Below are 19,241 nucleotides of genomic sequence, written 5' to 3'. Positions count from 1 at the left end.
TGAGCAGAGCGTATACCGGGTTTTATACCCCGCTTTATACCCGCAAGTTGTGCCTGCTACTCCTTGATTTCCGTTGTTTATAGTGTATTCGAGAGAAGGGTGAAGCTTGCCCAACACCAGAGTGGCCTAGGCCGGTAGTTGCGCCGGATACGGGCCGCTACCGCTGGAAACTACGGTTGCGGTGCCACTGGCGGCGCCGAAAGGTAGACGCACGGAACGCCATAGTAGTGCGCCAGTAACTGGTTGTTTTTCTGCGTGTAGTCGGTGGAAAGCTCCAGGTTCACATCGGCACGCTGGCGCGCCGACGGTATCGGAACCAGTACGCCAGTGGCGTCGGGCAGCTGCAGAGGCGCCAATATGGCTTGCGGGGCGTGGCGGCGGCGTGCATCATCCAGTATTTGGTAGCGGCTGTGCATCTGCTGGTTGTAGCCTGGCGCTACGAGCAGCAGCTCCTGCCAGGCCCGGCGCGTCTGGCCCGTGAGCAGAAGCAGCAATGCCAAGGCCGGTAATACCACGGCGGCGCGCAACTTGGGCGGCAGTGGCGGTAACCACGGGCGGGCCCACAGCATCAGTGCGGCAGTCGAAATCAGGAGTTGCAGCACCAGATAGTTTACTACCCGGCCTGGCAGCGCTTCCACCCATAGGTCGCGCATAAAGGTGATTTTTAGGAAAGCCACCCCCAGTGAGTTAAGCAGCACAAAGACCCCGAGGACCCCGGCCAGTTCCCACCGCTTTGGCCGTGGTATGGGCGCTCCGGCAGTCGTGAGCCAGATAGAGCCTACCAGTATCACCAACGCACCCGCTACGGGTGGCCTAGCCGCCAGGCGCGCGGTGGCCAGGGCCGTGCGCGGAGCCAGCAGTGCCAGCCGATGCGGCCACGTCCCAAAATCTGCGCCGGAATCAACCAGCACAAAACCGAGGCGGTTCCAGTTGCCAGGGGCACCCAAAAAGAGCCCGGCCGCTACTAGGCCTGCTACCATCCAAATCCACCATACCCTGCGGGCGGCCAGCTGGCTAGGCCTATCGGAGATATATACCCAGACCCCCAGTCCTACCAGCAGCAACCCGCAAGCCAGCAACGACAGCTCGCCGCCACCCATTGCGCCCACCAAGCAGAGGCCAGCAACCAGTGTCCACTTCCTACGGGTAGGCTCACCGGGAGGCAAGTGCAACGTACGCAAAGCCCCCGCACAAAAGCCTAATACGAAGATGAGCGGCAGCAGATAATTCAGGACGCCGCTGTACCAATAGAGTAGCGTAAAGGGCTCTGGTAATGCATTCAGGCCCAAGGCCAGCACGGCCAGTGCAAGCGCCCAGGCGAGGCGGCTTGGTGGGAATGCTGCGCCCTCAGGTTTAGGTAGCACTAACAGTAGCGCCTGAAAGAACTGCTGCACGGAGGCAATCAGTACGGCCCCCGACAGCAGCAACATGCCACGCAGCACTAGCAGCCCCGCTGGTGCTGCCCCTGCAGAGGGCGCGTAGGAAAGCGGATTCAGCCACGTAGAGAGCCCAATGGTTACGTAGCGCCCCGACCAATGCGTGTACCAGTACCATAGGGCGCCCCCACGTCCCATCTTCGCTGCCGTAGCTGCATTGTCAAAATCATCAATAGCCGGATGCGCATAGCACATCAGCCCCAAAAAGGGTAGAAGAGCCAGCAACAGGACTCCAACGTAAACCGGGCGAGTGAAGAGAAAACGGGAGTTCTGGGGCATACTGCCGCAAAGATGGGTGGCCTAGAGCAGATTGTGCTTTAAGATTCCTGGATGCTAGAGCACCGAAAGTGATTATCCTCAACAAAAAAGCCACTCACCTCTACAGGCAAGTGGCTGATTCTGAATGAGCGAGAAACGAGGCTCGAACTCGCGACCCTCAGCTTGGGAAGCTGATGCTCTACCAACTGAGCTACTCTCGCGGATAAAGGTTGGTAAGTTGGTAAAGCAAAAATACGCGGGCTAAATCAATATGCAACTGCAATTGGAAAGAGGGATGGTTACTTTTCGCTGCGAAGACCAGAATCTTCGTATTAGATAAGGCCTGGGGGTGTTCCAACTACTGCTAGGCCACTTCCTTCCAACGTCAACGTCTTTGCTTATGCCTTGGCCGCTTTCGCCCGCTACACGTCGCCTCGTGGGGCTGATGTTTCTGCTTTCTGGTGCCCTGCTCGTGATAGGGCAGGTGCTGCGCATGTATGTGATGTACACGCTCTACTCCGAAAGTGGGCCCGAGTCCGTGACATCGGTGCAGTTGGTCATAAACCTGAGTATGCTGGTGCTTGGGCTGCTGCTGTTGCGTTATGGGTGGCGCGAACGGCGCGGAAATGATACCGTGGACTAAGGCCTGTTACCTTTGCGGCTCTTCGTCGATTCCGTTTTCTTATGACTTCTCCGCTCCGCATCATTGTAGCCAAGCGCTCTGCGGCCACAGCTGCTCAACTCGCCGCCTTGGGCCGGCAAACTTTTCACGAAACCTTCGCGGCCCAAAACAGCGCGGCGGACATGACGGCCTACCTCGACGCTAACTTCAGCCCGGAGGCGCAATTAGCCGAGCTACAGGATCCCAATACTATTTTCCTGTTGGCCCAGATGGTGCAGGAAGTGGTGGGCTACGCGAAGCTGCGGCTGCACTCAACGCTAGGCCTAGAGCCGGACAAAACGCCCGAAGACCGACTGGAAGTGGAGCGCCTGTATATACTGGAAGACTGGATCGGGACTGGCCTGGGCGCCACGCTTATGCGCCGTGTTATCGAAGAAGCTCGGCAGCAAAAGGCACGGGCCGTGGTGCTGGGAGTGTGGGAGAAGAACACGCGGGCCATCGAATTCTACCGCCGTTTCGGGTTTAAAACCATCGGGCAGCACGAGTTTGTACTGGGCCATGATGTGCAGAATGACCTGATCCTGCGCAAAGGCCTGTAGCCCAAGCGCCCACTGCCTACCTTTACGCCTTGTACCTCTTAGCTGCTTGCTCTTGAAATCAGTGTGGTCCACTTGCTTAGTAAAGCCTGCTGCTGCTTCGTCAATGATGCAGGAGTGCCGATGGTGGGTGGGCGCGGCAGCCTTTCTGCTGGCTTCTTGCTCCTCCGAAACCTCCCGCAACGAGTCGGCAGTACCGCTGCCAACCGGCCACTATGAAGGGCCTATCAATTACCGGGGCTCGCAACTGCGCGTCGCGCTGGATCTGCGAGAAGCCGCGCCGGGGCAATTGCAAGGGGATGTGAGTTTCCCGGAAAACCCAGGGATGTCGTTTCCGGCGGAGCAGTTGCGCTACAAAGAGCCGCAGTTGCGGGTAGATCAAGGCCTAGGCCAGTCGGGCGGCATCAGCCTCCAGGCCATCCGAGAAGGAGATTTTCTGCGCGGGGTGCTGAGCTGGGATAGTGTGCAGGCCGATTTTGTGTGGGTGCGCCGGGGAGAAGCTGCGCCGCGCGGCTACCGTGAGCAGCGCCTGAAGCTAGGAAGCCAAACGGCTACCCTGCGCCTGCCCGAAGACACCCTGGCCACGCATCCGGCCGTTGTGTTGCTCAATATTCCGGCTGGTCAGGCGGCACGCCTGACGCAACAGGGCTACGTCACGCTTCTGCTGCCGCTGCCCGCCGCTCCCGATTCATCTTTGGTGCAAACGGTAGGTACCGCTCTCACAGCGCTTCGAGCACAGCCCGCCGTTGATTCCAGCCGCGTAGGCCTCTGGAGCCGGGGGCGGGTGGCACCGTGGGTGGTGGAAGCGGCTACGCAAACCCAGCCCCAAGCCGCGTTTGTAGTGCTGGAAGGAGCTCCCGCGAATACTATGGCCGAAGCAAAAGTGTACCGGGCGCTCAGCCAGCAGCGCATCCCGACGCTAGGCCTATATGCCGCCCTCGATACAGCAGTAAACGTGCGCGAAAGCTCCCGCCGCTTGCGTACTGCCCTGGCTTTCCGCCGCAGCGGCATGGTGCGTACTTACCCCAAAGCCACCCCTGATTTTACAGTGCCCGGCCGCGCCGATAGCAACGGCCAGTGGCAGTGGCCTACGCCTGCCCCAGGCTATTGGGACGGCCTCACCGACTGGCTGCGACTGGTAACAAAGTAAGGACGCCGGAAGTGGCCTACAGAATCAGCAGGCCCTTCTCGCGCAACGTTTGCCACGCCTGCGACTGCAGAAACTGCTCGAACGACTGGCCTACCGGGAACGTCCGGGCCGCATCTTTCAACAGAATTTTCGTGTCGTAGTCGTGGGTCAGGCTACTCAGCAGCTCCTGGAGCCACGGGCCAAGAGCGGCAGGTACTTTCACTTCAAAGTCCTCGGCCTGCTCATAAAACGTCAGGACCGCGCGTGAGCCTTTTTTATTGGCTTCAATAGTCAGTTCCGGCGCATTGCCCAGCCAGAACAAACGCTGATTCTGCTTCGCGAAATCGGGCTTAACGGGCTCCTGCAGGGCCTGCTGAATCAGGTGGCGCGGTACCGTGGGCTTGGGTACCCGGAAATCGAACCAGAAGCTGAGCGGCTCATTGAGCGCCACGCCGTGCAGATAATTGTAGAGCGCCTTCGCCAAGCCGGGGCCGAACAGCTCGTGGTCGGTGCCGGTGGGGTCGTCGTGCCAGAGGTCGTTCCAGGCAAAGGGGCCGGGCTCGGGGCCGATGGGCAGCACCTTATATTTCTCGGGGTTTTTGCCGACGGGCGAGTGGGCTGTCATGGAGAACCGATGCCAATAGCCGCTCTGCACAATACCGGCCCCGAATAGCTGCCGTACGATTTCCAACGAGTCCACCGTTTCCTGGGTGGTTTCCGTCGGGAAGCCATACATCAGGTAGGCATGCACCATGATGCCCGCCTGCGTGAACCCATCCGTCACGCGCGCAACCTGGGCAATGGTCACGCCCTTTTCCATCAGGGCCAGCAGCCGGTCAGAAGCTACCTCTAGGCCACCCGAAACTGCTATGCAGCCCGAAGCGGCCAGCAGGCGGCACAGATCGGGCGAGAAGGTTTTCTCAAAGCGGATGTTGCCCCACCAGGTAATATTTACCTGCCGTTTCAGGAGCTCGATGGCCAAATCGCGCAGGGCCAGGGGCGGGGCGGCCTCATCCACGAAGTGGAAGCCGGTCTGGCCGGTTTGCTGCACAATCTGATCGATGCGGTCCACTAGCAAAGTGCTAGGGGCGGTTTCGTAGCGCGAGATATAGTCCAGCGTCACATCGCAGAAGGAGCAGCGTTTCCAGTAGCAGCCGTGCGCCACCGTGAGCTTATTCCAGCGCCCGTCGCTCCAGAGGCGGTGCATAGGGTTCAGCACTTCAATCACGGAGAGATATTCCGTCAGCGGCAGATCAGAATAGTCGGGGGTGCCTACTTCCTGGTGCGGAACATCGGGGTAGGGCTGATTGATGTAGGCCACTTCGCCGGCCTCGGTGCGCAGGAAAGTGCGCTGGAAGGGTAGCTCAGAAAGCGAAATCGGCTGCGTAGAGTCGACTGAAGTAGCTTTAGTTATGACGTTATCTGCATAACCGTCATGCTGAGCCTGTCGAAGCATCTCTATCGCTTCGCCTGCCAAATTGGAGTTAGCCAGCGGTAGAGATGCTTCGACAAAGTGGACGCCAGATAGAGCATGACGTTCTACTACTGGAGCAAACTGCCGTTCTTTTTCCTCGCTCAAGTACTCAAGCAGGCGCAGCCATGGGCCTTCGCCATCATCCAGCGTCAGGAAATCAATGTAGTTGAAGAAGCGCGGCTCCTTGATTTGGCGCAGTTCCGTGTTGGGGTAGCCGCCGCCCATTAGCGTTCTGGCGGAAGGGCGCAACTCCTTCACGCGCCCGGCCAGGCGCAGAGCGCCATAGAGGTTGCCGGGGAAAGGTACCGTGAAGCCCACCACATCGGGTTCCGTGCGTGCCACCAGTTCATCCAGCAGCTCCAACAGCATCTGATCCAGTAGGTTAGGGGCAGCATTCAGCGCACCTTGTAGGCCATCAAACGTGGTAGCCGACATAGCTAGCTTCTCCGCGTAGCGCGAAAAGCCGAACTGCGGGCCTACGGTTTCCTTGATCAGGTCGCCGAGGTCTTCGAGGTAGAGCGTGGCGAGGTGGCGCGCCTGATCTGTGAGGCCCATCGTGCCGAAAGCACTTTCCAGATCCGCCACGTTATCAAACCGGCTGGCTTCGGGCAGGAAGCGGCTGTGGCAAATGCGCGGGGCCAGCGTGTTGTCCTTGTTCTGCAGAAACCGAATGACCGGGCCTATGGTGCTCAGGTAGCTGCGGCGCAGGCGCACCATGCGTTTGGCATTGTCGCTGAGGGGGAAGTTGCCGGTCTCAATAGCATCGAAAACCCGCGCTAGGCCACTCCGCGAGAACAGCTTCAAGACCAACTCCAGGCCCAGGTCAGCCTGCGTGGCTGCGTAGCCGCGCGCACCCAAAAAGCCCTTTAGGTAGGCTGTGGCCGGGTAGGGCGTGTTCAGCTGCGTGAGCGGCGGAGTAATGAGCAGAATGCGAAGGGCAGAAGACACAGCAACACGAAATCAGAAACGAACCACAAAGATACGGCGCCTGACAACGAAGGCTAACGCCTGTGTGTTCCTTTGCTCTTACATCCGCTTCATCAGGGAAGGGTTCAGCCGCAGGTACACCTGCGCCGATACGGGCGTACGGCCGTAGAAATAGCGCAAATCAGAATCCGGGCGGTACACGGTGGCCTGGGCCCCCAGCGTGAAATCGGTGTTGGCTACTTGGGCCACGCGGTAGTTGGCACCGACGGTCAGGCCATGCACGTTATAGTTGGCCGTAACTTCTTCATCAGCGGGCCCGAAGAGTGGAATGCCCAGCTCCTCATTGGATTTCTGCACGAACTCGTAGCGGCCATACACGGCGGGCTTGCCCAGCTGCACGTTGGTTTCGGCCAGTACCGAGTGCGAGGCTTTGCCGTGCTGATGGCCGTCGGCCTCCTGGTGCTGGTTCATACCCCACACCAGTGCCGAGGTGATATAACGGTAATCACCCCACTGGTTGCTCTGAATAATGGAAGCCGTAGTGCGCTTCACGTCTTCATCCAGGTGCAGCTCTTCGGGGCTTTTGATGAAAGCGCGGCTTACCTGCAGGGCCAGCGCCGGCGTAGGGTTCCAGTTCAGGCGACCCGCCCACGAGTCGGCGCGGGGCTTATCGAAGCCGTAGCGGTGCTCATCGGGCTCACGGCCCGTGAAGTTGGAGCCTTCCAGCTTGAACTGTTTGTAGCGTAGGCCTATCGTGGCTACCCCGAAGGCAATGTGCGTGGCATCCTGCCAGTGGTGGCCTAGCGCGGCATCAGGGTTGGGCATGGACGAAATCCGGTGCATGAAGGCCACCGGCCCGATGGCTGGCTCGCCGGGGTAGCCCACGTAGGCCGTCAGGTCGATATCTTCCGTGAAAGCGTGCGTGTAACCGATGCTCAAAGCCGAGAACAAGTCGTGTGGGTGCTGGCGGTCTACTAGTGGGCGCCCCTTGTAGGCCTCTCCACTCTGGAAAAGCAGCGGGTAGCCGTTGCCGCCTTCCGTGAGCGGGTCCAGGGAAATCATGGCCGTGAGGTTCAGCAGGCCTTTCTGCCCAATGTTGCGTTGGGCCATAGTCATAAACCAGTTCGGAGCATCAAAGGTGCTGCCACCGCGCTGCCCGCTGCTACGCCCGATATTCTGGTTGGTGTAGCGCAGGTTCAGGGCGCCGTGGTTCATAATCATCCACTGCCCTTTGTGGTGCATCCACATGAACATGGGCGTATTGTCGGGGTTCCAGGCGGTGCCGGAGCCGTTGCGGCTCATGGGCAGATTGCGGGAATAGGCATGGCTCATGTACATACCGCCGTGGTCCATGCCCGCCATGCTGCTCATATCGTGGCCCGAGTGGTCCAAGCCCGGCATCGGCTGGGTCTTGCGGGTGGTATCGGGCGCGGCCATGCCGGGCATAGAGTGGCCTACGTGTTGGCTATGGTCAGCTGGTTTTTTGGCGCGGGCCGTATCAGCGGCGGGCGTTGCCATTTTGTGCATATCGTGCTGGGCCTGGGCCGTGGCAGATAGCAGCAGTAAAGCGGGCAGGAGTAAACGGGCAGAACGCATATAAAAACAAGTCGGGGTACTACAGCAGAAGTGTTCTGCAATAGTACCCCGACTTGGGCGGCAAAGTTTTACACGATTTGCGCCGGGCGCGTGCAAGGTTGTGCCTCACGGAGTGGCCTAGGCCAGTTGATCCAGAGATAAGCGCTTCGGCATCAGGTCGCGGCGGAACTCGCTTACGGAGCGGCCCGTCACTTGCCGGAACTGGTTGCTGAGGTGCTGGCCGCTGCTGTAGCGCATATGCTCAGCTATTTCACTCAGCGTCATTTCATTGTAGCTCAGCATCTCTTTCACGCGCTCAATTTTCAAGCGAATGAGGTACTTCTCGATGGTGAGGTTTGCCGTGCGCGAAAATACCTTGCTCAGGTGCGAGTAGGTGGCCGCAAACCGCTCCGTCAGAAACGCCGATGTCGTCAGGGGCATACGAGCCGTACGGAGGTGCTCCAAGTATTCAACTAGCGCGGCTTTGATTTGCTCCGTGAGCTGGTCGGCGCGGCCGAGAAGTACATCGAAGCCCGCTTCGCGCAGGATAGGGGCCACAGAAGCCGGATCAACGGGGGTACTCTGGTCTAGTTGGGCCTGGCCGAGTTTCACGTCGGTAGCATGGTAGCCAGCTTGCTCTAGGAGGGTGCGCACGGCATCAATGCAGCGTGGGCAAACCATATTTTTGATGTGGAGGAGCGTCGTTTTCACCGGTTTTTAGTTGAGTCCAACCGCGTAGCGGTCCGCGTGGGTTTACGAGTAGGAGAAGCGGCAACACGTGGCTTAGGCCGCCGGATAGGTTCCGTCGATTCCTCTGCCCATGTCTTGCCAAACCAACTGGTAGCTGCCCAACTTACAAAAGGCATAATGCCCAGGAAAGTGACAGCCAACAGCCAGAAAAATACGAAAAATGCGCCAAACAGGCGACCGAAGAAATGGTCTTGTACGCCAAACAAATATGCTACCAGCAACAGAGCAAGCCCCAGGCTCACAGCGGCCAGAATTCCCGTTTGTCGGAGAATTGGTTTGTACGTAACAGGCCAGGTGGGGGTACGGTTCATAAGCAGCCCAATGAGGGGCAGCAAATATATTAGTTACACGACTTTCTGCAGAACACGTCGGGTGGAGCGTTGGGCCGGAGTGGCCGGTGAGCGTAGAGTATAGACATGGCTGTGACGGGTTAAATAAGACAAATCAGAACGGGAGACCTAGGTATAGCCGGCAGCCGACCGGGTGGAAGACGGGCTGTTTTACCGAGGAACTGATTGTACGCAAAAACCACGGACGAGGTCAGCCGTACAGCAGAATTGTTTTCTGTCTTCCTGCTTCCTACCACTTCTCCATGAAAACCCTTCTCTCCCTCCGCTCAGCAGCCGTTGCGTTGCTGCTCAGCACAGCCCTTTTCACTACGGCCTGCGATACTGGCACCGGCACCGGCGAAACCAACGTAGAGCGCGGCGACAACAAGCGCAAAGACCCTGACCCCGGCCAGACTACCAACTCAGATTCGGCTACCGCTGGCCTACGCCGCGACACCACCGGCCGCCCTACAGGCCGCCAGCAGTACGAAGCCGCCAGCGAAGCCAAAGACCGCAACCGCGATGGCCTAGCCGATTAACGCTATTTCCGCCGCCACAACCTCGTGGCACTTAAAAACAAAAAGGCCGACTCCAGAAGAGCCGGCCTTTTTTGCGCACAAAAAATTACTTTATTGATTAATAAAATACGAAGCCATTCGGGGAGATACCGACCGCTGCGGAATCAAGCGCGACCCCGCTGGTATTGTAGCGGACCATGCGGCCGGGCCCGTTGTAGGAGAGGGCTAGGCCACCATAAATAGTGTTGTCGTTGGGGTCGATATCGAGACCGTAGAAGCCGCGCCGGATGAAAGGCGTAGTGGGCACGGCCGCATCGGCAATGCCCATGCGGAACACGCCGCTGCCGCTTTTGATGTAGAGCTGGTCGCCGGTGCCGTTGCGGCGCAGGCGGGAGCCGAAGCCGGGCGTGAAGCTCAGGTCACGCTTACGGGCCGTATAGGGCGCCACGTTCAGGAAATCAACTAAGCTGCCTTTTATGGATTTTGTGGCGTCCACGTAGTCGGTTTTGCCGGCGCACAGCACCCACACGCGCCCGTCGCGGTCCAGCGCAAAGCTGGAGGGCGAAGCACCTACCGTGAGCGTCGTTTCTACCGCATCCGTAGCGGTGTTGATAACCGTTACGGTGCTTTCCTCGGCGTTTGCCACGAACAGCTTGCCATTGGCCACCAGCATTTCCTCGGGGCCTTTGCCCACCGGAATAGTTTTGGTGATGGTATTCGTCTTCAGATCCAGCACGGCTACCCGCCCAATTACGGGTGTGGGGTACGTCGGCTGCACCCATTCGCTGATATAAGCCTTATCAGCGCTGGCGCCCACGATATAGCGTGGCTGGGCCAGCACGTTCTCGATGGTCGTTACCTTCTTGAAATCGGGCAACGATACCACGGTCAGCTTGCTGTTCTGGTTGCCCACAATGTAGCCCCGGTTGCCCACAACGGTCATCGACTGGGCCACATCAGCCAGCAAAGGTTGGCTGTTGGCCGCCTGGAATACATCGAGCGCTGTAATTTTCTTGCTCGGCACATCGAACAAGCTCACGGTGCCATCGGGCGTGCCGTAGCTGCCTTCGTTTACCACAAACACGCTGTTGGTTTGCGCGGCGGGTGTGGGCGTATTCGGATTGTCAGGGTCGCAGGCAGTCAGAAAGGCGAGAGTGCCGGTCGTTAGGAGTGCGGCCCGTTGCCACTGCTTCAATAAGAACAGATTGGAATACATAAAATGGAATGAAGGAAAAGAAAGAAAGACGTTAGTGCCAGGCTACACGCACGCTCAGCTGCGCCGAGCGCGGCGGCATAGCTCGGTAGAGGTAGTTCTGGTAAGATTGATTGGTGAGGTTGCGGCCCTGCGCCAGCACCGTGAGGGCCAGCGAGCTGCGGAGCATGCGCCAAGTGTAGCCCAGGCGGGCGTCGAGCAAGCCGTAGGAAGGCAGAAAGTTGTTGCCCTCATCTTCCACGTAGCGGAATCCTGTCAGGGTGAAAGAGGAGCCAGCCTGCCACTTGTTCCAGGTGCCATCGAGCGTGGCGGCGCCTGTGTGCTGGGGTGTGTACACCAGCTGCCGGCCGGAAAGCGTGGCTGTCGTCAGCTCGTCGCGGGTTTTGTAGGCGCGGGTATAGCCGTAGGCCACTCTGCCCGACACAGAATAGGCCGTGGTGCGCCATTTCAGCTCCGAGGTTGCTTCCAGACCATAGGTGCGCACCTGCCGCAGGTTGCGCGGGCTCACGAAGTTTTGCCCCGGCTTCGGCCACCACATCACCCAGTTATCTACTAGCTGCTGGTAGCCGGTTACTTCGCTGTGCAGCGTGAGGCTGAGTTGCTCTAGGCCAGTCCACTCGTGGCGTAGGCCACCCTCGTAGCCAAAGCTGCTTTCGGGCAGCAGGTTTGGGTCGCCGCCGGGTTGGTAGTAGCGCTCATTGAGGGTAGGAGCCCGGTAGCCGCGCGCCGCGCTGGCCTTTAGCAGCCACTTGTTGGTAGCCGATTCGCGGAACTGCCACTCCGCGCCCAGCACCGGCGTAAGCGGTGGCCGCCGCCCCGGCAGCAGCGCCTGCCGCAAGGTGCCCGACAAATGCAGGGTAGGCCACGGGTCGTAGCGCAGGAGGGCATAGCCGGCAAAGCGGTTCTCCGCCAGGTCGCGGCCATAGTCCGACATCTGCACCGCGAAATGCTGCGCTTCGGCTCCTACCCGCAAGCTAGTGACGGGCCCGAACCGAAGCGTATGGCTGGCCTGGGCCTGGGTGGTGCGCACGCGGGAGTCGCTGCGGAAAGCGTCGGTGCTGTAGTTCAGGATGTCTTCGAACCAAGCCACCCGCACTGCCGACTCATGACGGTTCGTTACGCGCTCATAACCTAATAGTAGCCGGCGGCTCTGGTCACGCTGGCGGGCATGGTCGTTTTGGGTGCCGATGGCGGGCTGAATCTGGCGGTCGGAGTCGGTGAGCCAGGCGGCGGCCTGTAGTTGGCCCTGCTGGCCTAGGCGCCACGTTACGTCCTGCGCCAGGCTGCCTTGCCAGAAAGCCGCGTTGGTTTGGCGCGGCCGCCCGCCGCCGGGCAAATCAAACGGGAAATCGTTGGTGGCATGCCGGTAGGTGGCGCTGGTGCGCACGGCTACCCGCTCGTCGCTGAAGCCGCCTTCCAGGTTGCCGGCCCGTAGGCCAAAGCTGCCCGCATCTGCCTGGCCCGCAGCCGTAAAACCAGCTCCCCAGCGTACCGGCGAAGACAGCAAAATAGAGCCGCCTACCGCCCCCGAGCCGTACAGGCCACTTGTGGGGCCCGGCTGAATATCTATCTGCGTGGCGCCGCTCACGGGCAGCAAGGCAAAATCGTTCTGCCCCAGCGTAGGCAGCATAATATTAAAGCCATTCCAGAGCACAGCTGTATGCTGGGCCGAAGTGCCGCGCATGGTGATGGTGCTGAGCTGACCGGGGCCGTAGTTTTTCAGGTACAGCGGCGTACGTGCCGCCAAGGCCTCCGAGAGCATACCCGTGCGGTAAGGCGCCAGCGCTGCAGAATCCAGGGTGATGATGCGGGTGCCGGTGGCAAAGCGGTTGGGCCGCTCCACCTGAATATGCACCGCGGGCAGCGCCTGCACCGAGTCGGTGGCGTGCGTAGTGGCCTGCTGGCCTAGCACGGCGGCAGGCAGTAGGAGCAAACCCATGGACCCCAGCCGGCTGAGGGTACTCAGGGAGGTGGTAAAGGGCCGCTTGGCGAAAAGGGTACTGATGAGAACCAAAATTTCCGGGATAGGAAAAGTCAGTTCAAAACTTCTGGCACTGCCTTCCGAAACCGGAATGCCCTACCGAAGCCGAGTCCGAATACAGGAAATCAAGCCGCCCGAGGGCCGCTTACTGCAATCGTTCTCCGCCCTTCCTCCGAAGGCGCTGAACATAGGAAATGCAAAGGCAGGTCTCCTGGCTTGCTTCGGGTCGGTCGCCTTCCCATTTCTTTGCCGGCTACTAAGTGGCCTACATCAAAACAGTGGCAGGGGGAATGACCGCCTGGTAAAAAGAAGCGTACAGTTGCGGGGACAGCTCCGGAATTAAACCGGATTCCCTTTTCAGCCTCGCCCCCCAATCGGAGTCCGGCCACCTTTACGCAGGCAAAGATAAGGCAATTATCGATGCGCTGAGGAAGATGAGCCGCAAGTGGCTAGGTCAGTAGTGGCCTAGCGCCGCTATTTCTTCTCCTGCCCAACAACCGCATGAAACTCCCCCTCGACTTTTACCGCCGCCCCGACCCCGTAGGAATTGCCCGTGAGCTAATCGGGAAACACCTGTTTACGCGCATTGATGGTGTGCTCACGGGTGGCCGAATCGTGGAAACAGAGGCCTACGCCCACCTCAACGACCAAGCCTGCCATTCGCATTTGGGTCGCTACACGGCCCGCACGAAAATCATGTACGAGCCCGGCGGAGTGGCCTACACCTATCTGATTTATGGCCGCTACACCTTGTTTAATATTATCACCAATGAAGCCGGCAAAGCCGATGCCGTCCTGATCAGAGGGCTAGAGCCGTTGGAAGGCATTCCGGAAATGCTGCTTCGCCGGGGTATTACGGCAGTGCAGCGTAACCTCACCTCCGGCCCCGGCCTGCTCACGCAAGCCCTCGGCATCACAACCGCCCATTACGGCACAGACCTCACCGGCAATTTTATCTGGATGGAAGACCAAGGAGAGAAAGTGGCCTACGAAGACATAATAGCCTCTCCCAGAGTCGGCATCGATTACGCCGGCGAGGATGCTGCCTTACCGTGGCGCTTTCGCCTAAAAGACAGCAAGTGGGTAAGCCCGGCGAAGTGAGGTAGGAACTATTGGATCAAGTGGCCTAGAAGGGTTGTCATTGCGAGGAGGCACGACGAAGCAATCCTTCCTTGGCGTAGGCAGTACATCTGTCGAAAATGAAAAGCCCTTACTTCTCCCATGGAAGTAAGGGCTTTCAGTTATTCAGTATTTCGTGCAATGTTAAAGCAAAGATTGTTTCGTCGTGCCTCCTCGCAATGACAAGGCAGGCCTAGGCCAGTCAGAACGACCAACTCATTAGTTCACAGCTTCTCACACACCAGCACCATTAGCTTGCCTTCCAGATTGGTGGTAGCAAACAGGTACAGGTCGCCGCCCTCCCGAATGCCGGTACGGTGCCGGAACTCCGCTACAGTATCGGGGAAGTTGCGGGTAGTGACGTGGGCCCGCACCTCGGGGCCTAAGTAAGTGCGCAGGGCTTGGCCATCGTATTTCTCCGTGCCCCGAATCCGGAAAATGCGGCCCGGGAACTGTGGGTGCAGTGTGTCAGAAGTATAGAGGTGGCTGTGCTGGTGGAGCTTCAGCATCTCGAAGGCAGTACCGATGCTGCGGAATCCGCCGGCTTTCAGCACGGCCACGTTGGGCTCGTAGAGGTACTCCTGCGGCAAGGCATACCGCGCAATGGCCCGGCTTTCCCGGGCGCGGTTCAGCCGAAACTCCTGCTGCTGCCCGTTGCGGAGCAAATTCACCGTGAAACGCTCGGGGTCTACAGCCGGCTCGGGGCCCAGTTCATACAGCACCTCTTTGCACTCATTGTCTACGGCTACCACCCATAGGCGGCGTACGTGGCGCAGCTCCTGCAAGGCCTGCTCGATATCGAGCATGGGCGAGGTTTTGAGTAGTACGCTGCGGCTTTTGTGCAGCAGGAGCGGCATAATGCGCAGCACATCGGGCTCACAGTCCTGCAGCCGGAAAATCTTGCGGGCAGCCGTGTCGCGTCGGGCCGGGTCGAGGTAGATCCAGTCGAACGTATCGGGCGTGCTGCGCAGGAAGTTCACGGCATCGTCGTTGTGACACTGCACATTCTCGATACCGAGTTGCTGCAGGTTGTAGCGCACTACCTCTACCAGGCCCAGGTTGCGCTCCACATAATGAACCTCGGGTACAGTGGCCGCAAAATGCGCCGCATCTACTCCGAAGCCGCCTGTAATGTCAGCCAAACGCTGCCCGCGTACCAAACTGGCTTTGTAAGCCGCCGTACGGTCAGAAGAGGCCTGCTCCACGGAGAGAGCAGGCGGGAAAATCAGGTCCGGATTTTCGGCCCAGGCCGGCAGTTTGGCGCGGGCTTTCTGGCGCGCCTGAATCTGACGCACGAGGTCCGGAACGGGTAGGCCAGGATAACGGCGGGCCTGCAGCGCCAGTTGAGCGGGGTCGTCGTGCAGATGCTCGGCTACGTATTGCCGGGCCGCTGCCGGCAGCGGGTATTCCATGTAGGGTTCCTACGAAAAAACAATGGCCGCAGTCAGCAACTGCGGCAGAAAGTATCCTCAAACGTAAGAAGGAATCCGGCAGCCGACCCCAACATGGGGCACCAGCTGCCGGATTCCTTCTGAAAAGTCGGCTGAAAAAAGGAAACGCGAACAGGCCTAGCGTAGGTTCCAGCGTAACGCCAGCAGCGGCTGCCCTGTCTGGCTGGCCGATAGGCCTAGCGCGCTCGGGCGCAGCTGCTGCAACATACCCGTACGGGCAGCCGGCAGGCCAGCGTTGTGCGCTTCTATAGCCCGCTGTATGTGCTCGTTGGTATGGCGAGAAATGAAAATGTTTGAGAGCAAGCTTGCTGCCGCCACGCCAACGGCCACTTTCTGGGTGTTGTTGTGGTACTGCTGATACTCCGTTTTGGCAAGAACCTGCTGGCTGTACAGGCCTACAGCACTCACAAACGTGAGGCGCTCGGCGAGAAACAGCCACTTCTGCCGGCGATACCGGTTCAGATTGTCAAGAGCTTCTTCGTTGCCAGCCAGATAAGGGCGTAGCTTCTGGCCAAAAAATCCAGCGCTCTGATAATCAGATGGTTTTCCCTGTAGGCCAGTCGTGAAAAAGAAATTCTTTTGCACACCGTTCAGGCCCCGCTCCCTGTCTTCAGGGCTGAGGCGAATGATAGTAGTAGGTGCCTGCTGCGCGTGGGCCGCCAACGAGCCAAACACAAACGGTAAGACAAAAGCAAAGCGGCGTGCAGAACCAAAAATAGCACTCTTCATCAGTAGGGGCATGGGTACAAAATTACCATTCTAAGCTACAGCACCCTAAGCCTCTTACCGAGAAAAAAGTGCAATCCATCGACGAAAAGTTTAGTTCGTCGTCCAACAAAAAGCGCGGGGGTTACGTTGTGTCGGCATCTTACCCGAGTTTTTTCCATTCAACCCGCTTGTCTACTATGAAAACCCTGACCTCCCTGCTCCGCCGCTCCGTGGTATTCGCGGCTCTGCCGGCCGCCCTGGCTTTCAGCTCCTGCTCCAACGACGATAAAGCCGACCCAATCCCTGATCAGGGGCGGGTGTTAGCCGTGCATGCAGCTCCAAATGCTAATGTGAAAGTATCAGTGCTTGCCGACGAACAAGCTATTAAGGATCTGAACTACGGCGAAAATTCCGGCTATCAGGTACTCAATGCCGGCAGTAAAGTGTTTAAGGTAAATGTGGCTGGCACCACTACCACAGTAGCTACGGCAACCCAAACAGTAGCCAAAGACAAGAATTACTCTCTGTTTGCTTACAGCCCTTCCAACCAAGCTAACTCAGTTGCCCCTCTATGGGTAGAGGATGACCTGACGGCTCCAGCTGCTGGAAAAGCTAAAATCCGGGTGGTGCACGTAGGCCAGGGTGCCGCTTCGCCCCTTACGCTATATCGTACTGAGTCCACTGGTACTGCTACCCTACTGATTCCGAACATTTCTTTCGGTAATGCTTCGGCCTTCACGGAAATTGACGCCAACACGGCAAATCTGTACTTGTCGAATTCCAGTAATGTGCCGGTTATTATCATTGGTAGCAAAGTGCTGGCTGCTGGCAAAATCTACACATTGGTAGTTCGAGGCTCCTCGACAGGCTTGACGACGGATCTGCAGGTGAAAGCCGATTTCATTGAGAATAATTAGGCCTAACTAGCCCAGCAACATGAAAAACCCGTTTCGGCTTCGGCCGGAACGGGTTCTTTGTTTAAGGCGTTGGGCTACAACCGTTGATAGCGAAGGATAACAAATCAACTATCTTTGTGGTTGAAACGCCACACGCACTTGCTACCTCTATTATGGTTGAGACGAAGACCACGGCATACGTTCCGTACAAAGTAAAAGACATGAGCCTCGCTGCCTGGGGCCGTAAAGAAATCCGCTTGGCCGAGGCTGAAATGCCGGGCCTGATGGCACTGCGCGAAGAGTTTGGCGCTTCTAAGCCGCTCAAAGGCGCTCGGATTGCCGGCTGCCTGCATATGACCATCCAGACCGCTGTGCTCATCGAGACGCTGATTGCGCTGGGTGCTGATGTAACCTGGTCGTCGTGCAACATCTTCTCTACCCAAGACCACGCTGCCGCTGCCATTGCTGCGGCTGGCATTCCGGTTTACGCCTGGAAAGAGATGACGGAAGAGGAATTCAACTGGTGCATTGAGCAGACGCTGTTCTTCGGCGAGAAGCGCGAGCCTCTGAACATGATCCTCGACGACGGTGGCGACCTGACCAACATGGTGCTGAACCAGTTCCCGGAGCTGGCCGCTGGAATCAAAGGCATCTCGGAGGAAACTACAACGGGTGTGTTGCGCCTGCTGGACCGCGTAAAGAACGGTACGCTGCCCATGCCTGCCTTCAACGTAAACGACTCGGTTACCAAGTCGAAGTTCGATAACAAGTACGGCTGCAAAGAGTCGGCGGTAGATGCTATCCGTCGGGCTACCGACGTAATGATGGCCGGCAAAATTGCGGTAGTAGCCGGCTACGGCGACGTAGGAAAAGGTACTGCTGCTTCGCTGCGTGGTGCAGGTGCCCGCGTTATCGTGACGGAAATTGACCCTATCTGCGCTCTGCAGGCCGCTATGGACGGCTATGCGGTGAAGAAGATGGAAAACGCCATCAAGGAGGCTGATATCGTAGTAACTGCTACCGGCAACTGCGACATCATCACGGAGAGTGCCTTCCGCTCCCTGAAAGACAAAGCCATTGTCTGCAACATCGGTCACTTCGATGATGAAATTGACATGGCTTGGCTGAACAAAAACTACGGCGACACCAAAGACACGGTGAAGCCACAGGTTGACATCTACAACATCGACGGTAAAGAGGTCATCATCCTCGCCGAAGGCCGCCTCGTAAACCTGGGCTGCGCTACGGGCCACCCCTCGTTCGTAATGTCGAACTCGTTTACGAACCAGACGCTGGCGCAGCTGGAGCTGTGGCAGAACGCTGCCAATTACGAGAACAAAGTGTACACCCTGCCCAAGCACCTCGATGAGAAGGTAGCCCGCCTGCACCTCGCCAAAATTGGTGTGGAGCTAGACGAGTTGAAGCCTAAGCAGGCAGATTATATCAACGTGTCAGTAGAAGGCCCTTTCAAGTCGGACCTGTACCGTTACTAGGCCTCTAGGCCACCCCATACAGAAAAGCCCCGCCTGCAGTTTGCAGGCGGGGCTTTTTGCTGTTAGTGCCACTTCAGTCTTGTAGAGGTAATAGACCCCTGTATTCTTCCATATCGGTATTTATGGTCGTGCCTAACAAGAGCCGGTCATGCTTCACAAAACAGCAGTAACCCGCGAAGGCGTAGTGCGATACACGGGAAAGCTGTCGATTTCCGACGCGTAAAATTCCCGCAACTGCCTGGCATCAAACCGTACCCGAGTGGAATCATTGATGAGGTTTCGGTAGCGCACTAGCTCGGGAAATCTACCTTGCTTAATGGCCTGCGATAAATCCGACATCTGTTCCCAACCGGAAGCTAGTCCTTGCACCTCGTTGCCGCGGATCCGGATGGCATGCACCCAGCAGCCGGCCTTTGGTTGCTCCTGCACCAAATAGTAGAGCCGACGGTAACGCAGAGCGGTAGCTTCTAGAAGCGTGTCGCCGGTAGCAGTATAGGTGATGATATTGCGCTGAGTAGCCGCGTCAAAATGCACGCTTAGATTCAGCGTATCGGTAGCAGAAAGCAACTGAAGCCGGGAGCCTAAATGCCGCTCCAGGTTCTGGGGACGAGCAATGCGGAAAGCATCGAATGTGGCACTTGGACTCTCGCAGCCCGTGAGCCCGCCCAACACCAATCCACTGAGTAGCAAAAAACGGAGCTGGTGCATAAGAAGCAGCGGATAAGATGTTTGAGCGTTCTTTTGATGCCTGATTTGGCCAAAAAGT

Annotated in this window: 16 protein-coding genes, 1 tRNA gene and 1 riboswitch; of the genes, 7 read left to right on the top strand and 10 right to left on the bottom strand. The window is 58.3% G+C overall.

Translation table 11 applies throughout. The features are described 5' to 3' along the window. Positions 1-170: 170 nt before the first annotated feature. Positions 171-1,715 carry a DUF6056 family protein gene (locus tag CFT68_RS14840; protein WP_141106578.1) on the bottom strand — a complete coding sequence of 515 codons (1,545 nt, stop codon included), beginning with the start codon at positions 1,713-1,715 and terminating at the stop codon, positions 171-173. A 127-nt stretch (positions 1,716-1,842) separates the two neighbouring features. After that, positions 1,843-1,915: transfer RNA gene (locus CFT68_RS14835), tRNA-Gly, on the bottom strand. A gap of 179 nt (positions 1,916-2,094) precedes the next feature. On the opposite strand from CFT68_RS14835, the gene CFT68_RS14830 reads away from it, so the two are divergent. The 3 genes from CFT68_RS14830 (at position 2,095) to CFT68_RS14820 (ending at position 4,062) form a co-directional block, all read left to right on the top strand. Further along, positions 2,095-2,337: a hypothetical protein gene (locus CFT68_RS14830; RefSeq protein WP_088844316.1), complete on the top strand. Its 243-nt coding sequence runs from the start codon at positions 2,095-2,097 to the stop codon at positions 2,335-2,337. Between the two features lie 41 nt (positions 2,338-2,378). Continuing rightward, complete coding sequence (locus CFT68_RS14825) at positions 2,379-2,915, top strand: GNAT family N-acetyltransferase (RefSeq protein ID WP_088844315.1); 537 nt, start codon at positions 2,379-2,381, stop codon at positions 2,913-2,915. Positions 2,916-3,018: 103 nt separating this feature from the next. Beyond that, entirely contained in the window at positions 3,019-4,062 is a 1,044-nt protein-coding gene (locus tag CFT68_RS14820) for a dienelactone hydrolase family protein (RefSeq protein ID WP_088844314.1), read from the top strand. A gap of 16 nt (positions 4,063-4,078) precedes the next feature. On the opposite strand, the gene CFT68_RS22160 is transcribed toward CFT68_RS14820, so the two are convergent. From CFT68_RS22160 to CFT68_RS14800, 3 genes are all read right to left on the bottom strand, one after another. Next, positions 4,079-6,463 carry a B12-binding domain-containing radical SAM protein gene (locus CFT68_RS22160; protein ID WP_245815403.1) on the bottom strand — a complete coding sequence of 795 codons (2,385 nt, stop codon included), beginning with the start codon at positions 6,461-6,463 and terminating at the stop codon, positions 4,079-4,081. Between the two features lie 78 nt (positions 6,464-6,541). Next, positions 6,542-8,038: a hypothetical protein gene (locus CFT68_RS14805; protein ID WP_088844313.1), complete on the bottom strand. Its 1,497-nt coding sequence runs from the start codon at positions 8,036-8,038 to the stop codon at positions 6,542-6,544. A gap of 117 nt (positions 8,039-8,155) precedes the next feature. After that, entirely contained in the window at positions 8,156-8,728 is a 573-nt protein-coding gene (locus tag CFT68_RS14800) for an AraC family transcriptional regulator (protein WP_088844312.1), read from the bottom strand. Between the two features lie 631 nt (positions 8,729-9,359). On the opposite strand from CFT68_RS14800, the gene CFT68_RS14790 reads away from it, so the two are divergent. Then, complete coding sequence (locus CFT68_RS14790) at positions 9,360-9,635, top strand: hypothetical protein (RefSeq protein WP_088844310.1); 276 nt, start codon at positions 9,360-9,362, stop codon at positions 9,633-9,635. Positions 9,636-9,732: 97 nt separating this feature from the next. Here CFT68_RS14790 and CFT68_RS14785 read toward each other — a convergent pair whose 3' ends face one another. Together CFT68_RS14785 and CFT68_RS14780 are read right to left on the bottom strand one after the other, a co-directional pair. Further along, the gene (locus CFT68_RS14785) at positions 9,733-10,830 is read right to left on the bottom strand and encodes a YncE family protein (RefSeq protein ID WP_088844309.1); all 1,098 of its coding nucleotides are present in this window, start codon (positions 10,828-10,830) and stop codon (positions 9,733-9,735) included. A gap of 31 nt (positions 10,831-10,861) precedes the next feature. After that, entirely contained in the window at positions 10,862-12,766 is a 1,905-nt protein-coding gene (locus CFT68_RS14780) for a TonB-dependent receptor (protein WP_141106577.1), read from the bottom strand. A 226-nt stretch (positions 12,767-12,992) separates the two neighbouring features. Beyond that, positions 12,993-13,216, bottom strand: a riboswitch (cobalamin riboswitch). Between the two features lie 93 nt (positions 13,217-13,309). Here CFT68_RS14780 and CFT68_RS14775 point away from each other — a divergent pair. Further along, positions 13,310-13,909, top strand: coding sequence for a DNA-3-methyladenine glycosylase (locus CFT68_RS14775; RefSeq protein ID WP_088844307.1), 600 nt, complete (start codon positions 13,310-13,312; stop codon positions 13,907-13,909). Between the two features lie 242 nt (positions 13,910-14,151). On the opposite strand, the gene CFT68_RS14770 is transcribed toward CFT68_RS14775, so the two are convergent. Next, the gene (locus tag CFT68_RS14770) at positions 14,152-15,339 is read right to left on the bottom strand and encodes a class I SAM-dependent methyltransferase (RefSeq protein WP_088844306.1); all 1,188 of its coding nucleotides are present in this window, start codon (positions 15,337-15,339) and stop codon (positions 14,152-14,154) included. 156 nt (positions 15,340-15,495) lie between these two features. Further along, a complete protein-coding gene (locus tag CFT68_RS14765; protein WP_088844305.1) occupies positions 15,496-16,107 on the bottom strand; it encodes a hypothetical protein in 612 nt (203 codons plus the stop codon). 176 nt (positions 16,108-16,283) lie between these two features. On the opposite strand from CFT68_RS14765, the gene CFT68_RS14760 reads away from it, so the two are divergent. Together CFT68_RS14760 and ahcY are read left to right on the top strand one after the other, a co-directional pair. Next, entirely contained in the window at positions 16,284-17,003 is a 720-nt protein-coding gene (locus tag CFT68_RS14760; protein ID WP_088844304.1) for a DUF4397 domain-containing protein, read from the top strand. Between the two features lie 152 nt (positions 17,004-17,155). Further along, positions 17,156-18,475 (top strand): adenosylhomocysteinase, encoded by a 1,320-nt coding sequence (gene ahcY, locus CFT68_RS14755; protein WP_088844303.1) that lies wholly within the window; start codon positions 17,156-17,158, stop codon positions 18,473-18,475. A gap of 153 nt (positions 18,476-18,628) precedes the next feature. Here ahcY and CFT68_RS14750 read toward each other — a convergent pair whose 3' ends face one another. Next, positions 18,629-19,183 carry a hypothetical protein gene (locus tag CFT68_RS14750; RefSeq protein ID WP_088844302.1) on the bottom strand — a complete coding sequence of 185 codons (555 nt, stop codon included), beginning with the start codon at positions 19,181-19,183 and terminating at the stop codon, positions 18,629-18,631. Positions 19,184-19,241: the final 58 nt, after the last annotated feature.

The sequence above is a fragment of the Hymenobacter gelipurpurascens genome (assembly GCF_900187375.1).
GTDB lineage: Bacteria > Bacteroidota > Bacteroidia > Cytophagales > Hymenobacteraceae > Hymenobacter > Hymenobacter gelipurpurascens.
Note: the sequence above shows the minus strand (reverse complement) of the source record. Positions and strands in the feature narration are given on the sequence as shown.